This window comes from Caballeronia sp. EK (assembly GCF_014384845.1).
Classification (GTDB): Bacteria; Pseudomonadota; Gammaproteobacteria; order Burkholderiales; family Burkholderiaceae; genus Caballeronia; species Caballeronia jiangsuensis.
Genome location: NZ_JACSUE010000029.1, coordinates 39,766 through 47,831, shown reverse-complemented (window position 1 = coordinate 47,831; position 8,066 = coordinate 39,766). Strand labels below are relative to the sequence as shown.

9 protein-coding genes and 1 pseudogene are annotated in these 8,066 nt (G+C 57.3%); 4 read left to right on the top strand and 6 right to left on the bottom strand.

Features of this window, described 5'->3' with window-relative positions:
• Window positions 1–122: 122 nt before the first annotated feature.
• The 3 genes and pseudogenes from IAG25_RS38940 to IAG25_RS38930 all read right to left on the bottom strand — a co-directional run.
• Window positions 123–479: pseudogene (locus tag IAG25_RS38940) on the bottom strand (manganese catalase family protein); the annotation flags it as partial.
• A gap of 791 nt (window positions 480–1,270) precedes the next feature.
• Window positions 1,271–1,684, bottom strand: a complete 414-nt coding sequence (locus tag IAG25_RS38935) for an NUDIX hydrolase (protein WP_187609602.1) — start codon at window positions 1,682–1,684, stop codon at window positions 1,271–1,273.
• Between the two features lie 568 nt (window positions 1,685–2,252).
• Window positions 2,253–2,513, bottom strand: a complete 261-nt coding sequence (locus IAG25_RS38930; protein WP_187609601.1) for a hypothetical protein — start codon at window positions 2,511–2,513, stop codon at window positions 2,253–2,255.
• A gap of 152 nt (window positions 2,514–2,665) precedes the next feature.
• Here IAG25_RS38930 and IAG25_RS38925 point away from each other — a divergent pair, with 152 nt between their 5' ends.
• Entirely contained in the window at window positions 2,666–2,926 is a 261-nt protein-coding gene (locus tag IAG25_RS38925) for a PepSY domain-containing protein (RefSeq protein WP_187609600.1), read from the top strand.
• Window positions 2,927–2,986: 60 nt separating this feature from the next.
• Here IAG25_RS38925 and IAG25_RS38920 read toward each other — a convergent pair whose 3' ends face one another.
• Both IAG25_RS38920 and IAG25_RS38915 read right to left on the bottom strand, forming a co-directional pair.
• The gene (locus tag IAG25_RS38920; protein WP_187609599.1) at window positions 2,987–3,238 is read right to left on the bottom strand and encodes a hypothetical protein; all 252 of its coding nucleotides are present in this window, start codon (window positions 3,236–3,238) and stop codon (window positions 2,987–2,989) included.
• Complete coding sequence (locus IAG25_RS38915; RefSeq protein ID WP_255504312.1) at window positions 3,235–4,041, bottom strand: hypothetical protein; 807 nt, start codon at window positions 4,039–4,041, stop codon at window positions 3,235–3,237. Before IAG25_RS38915 ends, IAG25_RS38920 begins: the two co-directional genes overlap by 4 nt.
• A gap of 757 nt (window positions 4,042–4,798) precedes the next feature.
• On the opposite strand from IAG25_RS38915, the gene IAG25_RS38910 reads away from it, so the two are divergent.
• Together IAG25_RS38910 and IAG25_RS38905 are read left to right on the top strand one after the other, a co-directional pair.
• Complete coding sequence (locus IAG25_RS38910; RefSeq protein ID WP_187609598.1) at window positions 4,799–5,605, top strand: RMD1 family protein; 807 nt, start codon at window positions 4,799–4,801, stop codon at window positions 5,603–5,605.
• A 483-nt stretch (window positions 5,606–6,088) separates the two neighbouring features.
• Complete coding sequence (locus IAG25_RS38905) at window positions 6,089–6,649, top strand: sugar O-acetyltransferase (protein WP_187609597.1); 561 nt, start codon at window positions 6,089–6,091, stop codon at window positions 6,647–6,649.
• A gap of 87 nt (window positions 6,650–6,736) precedes the next feature.
• On the opposite strand, the gene IAG25_RS38900 is transcribed toward IAG25_RS38905, so the two are convergent.
• Window positions 6,737–7,351, bottom strand: a complete 615-nt coding sequence (locus IAG25_RS38900) for a class I SAM-dependent methyltransferase (RefSeq protein WP_187609596.1) — start codon at window positions 7,349–7,351, stop codon at window positions 6,737–6,739.
• 231 nt (window positions 7,352–7,582) lie between these two features.
• On the opposite strand from IAG25_RS38900, the gene IAG25_RS38895 reads away from it, so the two are divergent.
• Window positions 7,583–8,066: IclR family transcriptional regulator (locus IAG25_RS38895; RefSeq protein WP_187609604.1), on the top strand; the 484-nt coding region annotated here is incomplete at its 3' end.

Sequence of the window (8,066 nt, the reverse complement as noted above, 5' to 3'; positions counted from 1 at the left end):
TCGACTACCCGGCTTCTTCTCTGAGAACTCTGACAAAGTGGTGTCCATCAAATCGAAAGTGATGGACATCATTGTGCTGCGTACTGAGGTCACCCCCTACAACGGTCGAGACGAGCCGCTTACGGACCTCCCCCATAGAGCAGCGCAGTTGTGTGCGAGTCGTTGCCGCCGCCGGTCATTGCACGATACAGCTCCGCTTCGCTCTCGACCGCCTCCGCTAGCTGACCCTTTGCACCCTTATTTAGCATAGCGACGATTGAGCCCACGATTTCAAGATGGCTGAGCTCTTCGGTTGCAATGTCAAAAAGTAGGTCTTTGCGGCCAGGGTCGTCTTCGCCGACGGCTTGAGTGAAATACCGGCACGCCGCGCCAAGTTCACCTTGTGGCCCTCCAAACTGTTCAAGCAATAGATTTGCGAGGCCGGGGTTAGGTGCGGCGACACGCACCGTGTATTGCAGGCGTTTGTTATGTATAAACATGGAGTTCTCCTTCAAAGCGCGGCATGGACGAAGCTCGTCGATGGCGCCTGGGTGAGACAGACTTTGGAAGTCGTTAGATGGGTCACGCTGTCGCGTATCGCCGTCCCTGACTGGTGTCTCAGAACGTTGAGTTCTGGCGGACGCGGCAAGGCACCGCGCTTGGTGAGTGAAGATGCCTACGCTCTCACGCACACCGCGTTCCCGGAGCGAAATTAGAGGGAGAATTGTCGCGACCCTTATCAGATGCGGTCAGCAGCTTAGGACTCGACACTTAGGGGCAGCGCGTTCAACTACGTAAAATTGCTCCCCTCTTATTAATTTTTTTGAGCCATCGAACGAGAATGTGCCCCAAGCTCCCGCGCGCCCTGAATAGCCGATAGACAAAAGGCGGTCAAAATCACGCTGTGAATCGCCGGCTCTAACTTGCTCTGGAAAATTCATCAACGCTACCTTTTTGGCCTGGGAAAATAGCACGACTGGTGGGGAAGGGCGGGGACGAATTCCGTTGACCTCGCGTTCGCCCGTAGTACTGCTTATCGACGATGAACCGGAGATTCAGGCGTTCATCGCAGAAAACAAAGCGCTCGCCAGCCGACGCTCGGAAAAGTAACGACCTGTTTGTTCGGTGGGCAACCTCCCAAATGCGACTGTTCCGCGTCTTGACGAGTCAATTTGCTGTCAACTCAAGGACGCGCTATTCGAGAAATCGCGTCACGGATTACGAGCACTGCCCTCATCTGCAGATGCGGCTGTCATCGTCGCGTCCGGTCGTCGTTCGCGGCTTTAGTCAGCTACGCTGTCACGGTGTCAGTGGCTTCCCCAAGCGGAACGCGACGGCCGGTCCGCACCTGCCTCAGGAAAATTTCCGCAATTCCCTTTGTTGGAATGCTCGCCTCAATACGACGTAGCTCCTCTAGACGACACCATTTGCATCGTGCAATCTCGTTCGCGGGCACTGGCTCGGCCTTGGGACCAACGGTCACTACGAACACAAAGTGCCGAGTCTGCAAGCCGCGAAACTGGAACGCATATCGTACATGCACAGCATCGAGCCCCGTCTCTTCTTTCAGCTCGCGAACGGCTGCATCGGATAACTCCTCGCCGGGCTTCGCTCGGCCGCCGGGAAAGGCCCACCGACCCCGTGCTCGTGCGACGAGGAGAACTCGTCCGTCGCGCTCACAAATGACCGTCGCTCTGCGTTTCATAGACTCAGCGTTTAGTTGAACGTGCAGGCCGGTTCTAATTCGTCATCGCCAACCCCGGCGGGGCCATGAATGACGGGCGGCTAAGTTCCGAATGATATAGCCTAGAGACTTCTGAGGTTCTCTCGCGAGCTCCGTAATGAAGTCGCGCTCAGGCATCGAAGTCAGCTTGCCGGCCGTCATACTCGGCACGGCCTGCCTTGTATCTCTGCCGACCCTAGTGTTGGCTTTACTCTGGCTCTTCGTCGGAGCGGTCTGCATCGGGCATCGCGACCTGGAGAGCTTTCCTACCGATGGAGTTCCCCGCCGTTGGCGGACCGGTGCCCGCGGTTGGATTCTCTGGATTTATCACATCGCGTGGTGGCCTTGGTACATGCGAGCGGAGATATTGCAACTCGTCCGCACCGTCAAGGCACGGCTCTCGAAGCACTCGCGGCGTGCGAAGTCGGAGGACGTGCCGGACGACAAGTCCGAATCGCATTAGAAACCAAGGCCGTAAGGTCAGCTCAATCAGACGTGGCGGTCAATGCCAGTAGGCTCGGCTGAAGGTCGCTCCGGTCTCGTCTAATGCTCACGCCAGCAGGTCATCCAGCATTCTGTTGGCGGCATCGACACCCGCTGACAGGGCGGCCGACTCATTGTCGAAGGCGTTTCCGCTGTCATCGCCCAGCATCAAGGGTGGGAACACTGGAGCGGCCATAGACGATAGAGAAATTGAAACGACCGCTACGAACCCGGCCGTGATAGGACGCGTCGGTTCAATGACTGCACTCTGGAAATCCTGCACTTGTACGTTCAGCGCGTATGGCTCGCGCGCCCAAAACGTCTGCATGTTCGCCTCCACTCTGACGAAAAACGCGCGACCGGGACCGACCGGAATCACGGCTGCCCGGACATTAAAGTCGGCGGAGCAGCGTGTCAAGTCGAGAAGTTGGCGAGGAACAAACCTTGCGAGTAGCCCACGATTCCAACGCAGGAGAATCTATGACTGCAGGGAAACTACCCACATTTGTCGCGGCGGCGATACTCGCGGGGGCGTCGGTGGCGTATGCCGACACGCCAGGACCGGACTGGATGCCGAAGGAGCAAGCGATACAAAAGCTCGGCGAGCAAGGCTACGCGAACGCTTATTTGAAGGCAGACGACGGTCACTGGGAAGGCGAAGCGACGAAAGACGGACGAATCTACGAGTTGCATGTCGACCCACATTCCGGCGCAATTACCAAGAGCGAGCCGAAGCACTGACAGCATGTAGACGCACGCGCGCCGGAGGCGGATAAACTCTTCGTCACCTTCTCTCCCGCGCTACGGCTCGAGGTCAGGCCACGCCTTCGCTTGGGCGAGCCGAGCTTCCTCCGAGCCCTCCGGCGCCAGGTAATCGTCGCAAACGGCGATAGCTCGCGTCACATCTGTCGATTCAGCGTCGCTCCGGGACAATAACTCTTTGCGCCACATCAGGACGTCCTCGCGCCCTCGGTGGTTCATCTCCCAAACCATCCAGTCAAGTAGATGGACCAGTTCTCGGCTGGGAATTTCGGTCAGTTCTGCGCTGGTCATGACTTGTTCCTTCGTTGGCAGCGTTGTGCGTTTCGGCTGCAAGTCTCCGAAGCCGTGTTTGCAATCATTCGTGTGGTCCATTGAACAAGCATCGCCAGCACTAGCGCGATGCCGAAAGCAATGCCAATGCCTTGGATGGGCAGCAGCACGGCGAGCGTCAGACAGAATGCGGCAAATGAGAAGCGGCCGAGGACCATCCCTCGGAGCAACGAAACAACAAATTCTGAACCGTGAGCACGGTGCGATGATACCGACAGGATGCTTCCGAGCAGTGGAAAGACCGCTAGCAAGCCACTCCACTTCGGCCCAACCACAGCAGCGAGATAGGTGACTACCACCGTGAGCAAGGCACCCAGGAACATTCGCATCGCCAAGTCTCGAAGTCGAAGCGGTAGTCCCGATACTTCGACTGTGCTGCGCGGAAGAAAACGCTGACCGATTACAACTGCCACGAAGGCGACGCCGATGCACCACGGCAAAGTAGCAGGCAGTTTGGACAGCACAGATGCGACCAAGAGCCAGCAGACCAAGGCCAGCGCAAAAGCGGTCGGCCATCTCGCCGTCCGGCAAGCCCACGCATAAGTGAAGTTGAACGCCTCAGAAGCGCAGATTGCGGAAACAGAGAGCATCGCCGCTTGCGCAGCGAATTCCGGCCCCTTCTCCATTGCAAGCAGAAAGAGTATCGGCCCGGCCACAACGGGAAAGCCGGCGAGCCATCCCGCCGCCTTTGGTCCCCACCATTTGCCCGACAGCGAGATGAACCAGAGGAAAGAGGGGACCAGGGCGAGCTTGAGAGCAAGCATGAAATGGCTCGTACGTTAAAGATGCATCTTATCGACTTCGACCAGAATATTGCGCTCAACGAAATCGCAACGAGCGGGGTTGTCGGCACCGACCAAGCAGCTTGGCAGTTGGACGGTCAAACTCAGACGAAGCGGCCGGCGGCCGTAGACGCGTGCTCGTATCGCCCTAGTGCTGCTCAGCAAATATTTCATCGAAACTCTCTCGTGCAGGCCGACACTTTTCTCGAATTGCTGGGCTGCGGCCAAATTATGGCCCTTCCAGCGACGTATACTTTGAGCAGCCTACCTATTTGGTCAGCTGCCGCATGGCTGGTCGGACATCAACGGCAGCGGCCATGGGACAACCGGTACTGTGGGATAGTCTTGAGACACTGGACAGGGTGGCGAAGTTAGCGCCCTGAGACGAACGGCTGACGGGCGACGCTGGCTCCGAGGGGCATCTCACGATGCTTTGGAACGTGTCTGAAGGCCTGGCTTAGGATAATGCTGGGCTCTACTTCACCAAGGGGCATTCAAAAAGCGAAATATGTAAGCAGCACGGTTAACCTCGCAACCCACTTCCCAGGAAGAAGACGTAGTAAGAAATCGCGCCGACTGTGGACACGTGAAGTCTCCGCCTCGCCGAGCATCTTGCACTCGGCGGTGAACCGCTCGCAGTGTACAGAAGCGCGGACTATTTCCATCGCGCCCTGCATTAATAGGGCGGACAGGACTCGAAGGTATACTTTCGATGACTTCAACGGATTGAAGTGACCCAATGTCGAATCTCGCCATCAGCTCGCTTCCGCAGGTACAGGCACGTGCGCATCTCATCGCCGACCGGATTGACCTCAAGAATTTCAAAATCACCGATTCGCTCGCCACGACACCGCTGACGGTAACGGTCGCGGGCTCCGACGGCGTCGCCGTTCTTTTCAGATACGGCGTCGTCGTGTTTTTTGGTGTGTCGCTTGATGATGAACAACGGTTTCTCTCCTCGTTAGCCCCGTTGCTGCACAACGCGTACGGGCGACCTCAGCTTGAAGAAATTGCCATCCAGAGCGGCAAAACGAACGTTGGTGTGCAGGGTGGTGCGGTCTGGCTCGATGCGCTGACGTTGGAAAAGGCTCAGGTGATAGCGGACAGCCTCAGCAAAAGCCTTGTGCTGTCGATGTATGAAGACAAGACCGCGAGCGAGTTCGATAGCATTATTCCGTTGGCATCGGAACTGGCGAGAACAGGAAAGGTGAGCGCGGACGCCAAGACGCTGCTCTCAAAAATCGGCGGGATGCTCCTCATCGAACACCGCATGGTTGGTCGGGCCGAAATCGGCGACAAGCCGGAGACCCTTTGGGAACACCCGGAGCTCGGCGGCCTTTACGCACTATTGGAGGACGAATACGAGCTGCACGAGCGGCAAGCCGCGCTTGAACGCAAGTTGCAGTTGATTTCGGGAACTGCGCAAACCTTGGCCGAAATCGTGGACACCAAACACGTTCACCGCCTCGAATGGTATGTGATAGGGCTTATTGCACTTGAAATCGTGATTGGTTTGGCGGACCTGGCGCATAAGTTTTTTTTCTGAGTGCTTCCGCCTGCACGGCCGTCGTGCTGCCCCGAGAACCTTAGTTCGGGCCGTGACAGTAAAGGCTTGAGTCAACACGTGTGCGGCTACTACTCACGCGAGGTCACACTCGATTGACAGAGACGCTGCCACCTGAAGAGGTTGCTCCTGATGTAACTGAGTATCGTCGACGCTTCTCGACGCTGCATTTCTTTCGGTAAGGCGGTTTTCATAGGGCGTCGCGCCCAACGCGTGGGGCTTTATTGAATTAAGCTGTGTGACGCCAGCGAGCGACGCTAACGCACTCCGGAGACCATCTGGCACGCCAACTCTAGTCGCCTCGACGCATCGGCCTCAACTACACACGGCAGTGACACCGCTCTGACCTGACCAAGAAGGCGACGACATGTGAGTAATTTGACCGTCAGGCTACAAGCTTCTCGTTGGAGTTATGCTACGTGACGTCACGGTCGCGAACCGCCTAGCCTTGAACGCGAGGTATATATGGTCCAAACAGAGAAGGAGAAGATGCTGGCGGGCGAGTTGTACACGGCCAATTCGCCGGAGATACAGGCTGACCAGGCTGAGGCCCGGGCGTGGCTGCAGCGGTTCAACGCAAACATCGACATGCCGCTTGCCGAGCGATACCAACTGTTGAAAGGCCGGTTCGCCAATGTCGGAGCGGACTCGATGGTTCGTCCGCCGTTTTTCTGTGACTACGGATACAACATAACGCTGGGGGCTGGCGTATTTCTGAATTGCGGCTGCACTATCCTCGACGTCGTGGCAGTGGAAATCGGCGATATGACGCAAATTGCCACGGGCGTGCAGATTCTGACCGCTGACCATCCGCGCGACCCAGCGGTCCGAGCAGGTGGCTTGGAATTCGGTCGTCCCATTCGGATTGGACGGAACGTTTGGATAGGCGCGGGCGCCATCATTCTTCCGGGAGTCACAATCGGTGACGACGCATTGATTGGGGCCGGCAGCATCGTTACTCGCGACGTTCCGGCAGGGACGACGGCGGTAGGTAATCCGGCTCGAATTCGTATTGGCGGAACATGATGAATCGCGAGTTGACAACAGACGGACAAGCCGTAACCCGCCATCGAAGGCGCGTTTGTTCGTTGAGGTCCTGTTCTGAAGTGGGCTTCAGTTTCGCCTGAATGCGAGACGCGCCCAGGTGACACCTTGGTTTCGATTCGACTCTTGGATGGAACCGGTCGTGTCGATGTACACACAACGTAGGCCGCAATCTGCAGCTAGCTGCACGGTATCCTCGTCTGCTACCTCGAACATGCGACGTCCCGCGGGGACCGGGCCATGCCGTATCGTCATCAGGACATGACCGCCGCAAAGTAAAAGTGAACTCAATTGGCGCATCGCGTGCACGCGCTCCGACGTATCAAGGTGCATCCATACGGCCGTCAGCATGGCCACGTCGAACGCGAGATTCATCGAACGCACCACGTTGAGGTCTGGAAGACTGTCGTCGACCCACTCGATTCGACTGGACCTATGGCGTGTTGAGCAGAAGTTGCGAAGCTCATCCACGGGCTCGACCGCAACAACGCTGTGGCCCATCTCAGCTAGCGCTGCCGCGTCTCTGCCGCTGCCGGCTCCGACGTCGAGAATTAGCGCGGGCGCTTCTGGAAGGAGGCTTGCCACGTCGCTATGAAGGTCGGCAAACGACATGCGTTCCGACTGTTCAATCATTTGAGCGGCATTTTCCGCGTAGCCTGCAGTGCCTGCGACATCGTCCGACATAGATTCTCCGGATTTTGGGAGCACGTTTCGCCTTCCACGCAAAAGCATCCTCGATAGGGCCTCGACGGCGCAACACCGAAATGGGTCGATGTGCCAACGTAAAACCCACGATGCGGGCGCATGTCCCGAGATGCGGGTTATTCCGAGCTTCTTCAATTCAAACTCCAAGTTAGGATAGGTCCTGAGGCATGTACCTAGAGCCCGACTTTCTCTTTGATGCAAACAAATGCAATGAGCGACGAACTGAGCGACGACAAGTCCAATTCGATTCAGGTGATAGCGAGGGCAGCCAGGATTTTGAACGTCCTGAGCGACGAGCCGGGAGGTATGCGTTTGGCCGAGATTTCGCGGATAGTCAATCTTCCGCGTTCAACGGTTCAGCGTATTGTTTCGGCCCTGTGCCAAGAAGAACTCGTCCAGGCTGACCGTGGCGAGGGTGTGAGGCTGGGTCCTGCTCTAATGCGGATGATTGGACGAGTCCACACCGACGTCGTTGCGATAACGAGGCCTCATCTCGAACTGCTCTCAAAACAACTGCGGGAGACAGTCGTCCTCTGCCGCATGAGTGGCCGGCGTCTAGCCTACGTTCATGCCGTTGTCGCGGAACACGTTTTGAGGGTAACGCCAGGAGTGGGCGGCGACCTTCCACTTCATTGCACAAGTGGCGGCCGCGCACTATTGGCTCTGCACCCAGAGGTCGATGATGAATTTCTGC

What these genes read in the sequence shown, in the direction of transcription:
- IAG25_RS38920 (WP_187609599.1), bottom strand. Translation starts at nt 3,238, where the DNA reads ATGACCAGCGCAGAACTGACCGAAATTCCCAGCCGAGAACTGGTCCAT.
- IAG25_RS38910 (WP_187609598.1), top strand. Translation starts at nt 4,799, where the DNA reads ATGTCGAATCTCGCCATCAGCTCGCTTCCGCAGGTACAGGCACGTGCG.
- IAG25_RS38935 (WP_187609602.1), bottom strand. Translation starts at nt 1,684, where the DNA reads ATGAAACGCAGAGCGACGGTCATTTGTGAGCGCGACGGACGAGTTCTC.
- IAG25_RS38925 (WP_187609600.1), top strand. Translation starts at nt 2,666, where the DNA reads ATGACTGCAGGGAAACTACCCACATTTGTCGCGGCGGCGATACTCGCG.
- IAG25_RS38905 (WP_187609597.1), top strand. Translation starts at nt 6,089, where the DNA reads ATGGTCCAAACAGAGAAGGAGAAGATGCTGGCGGGCGAGTTGTACACG.
- IAG25_RS38900 (WP_187609596.1), bottom strand. Translation starts at nt 7,351, where the DNA reads ATGTCGGACGATGTCGCAGGCACTGCAGGCTACGCGGAAAATGCCGCT.
- IAG25_RS38915 (WP_255504312.1), bottom strand. Translation starts at nt 4,041, where the DNA reads ATGCTTGCTCTCAAGCTCGCCCTGGTCCCCTCTTTCCTCTGGTTCATC.
- IAG25_RS38930 (WP_187609601.1), bottom strand. Translation starts at nt 2,513, where the DNA reads ATGCAGACGTTTTGGGCGCGCGAGCCATACGCGCTGAACGTACAAGTG.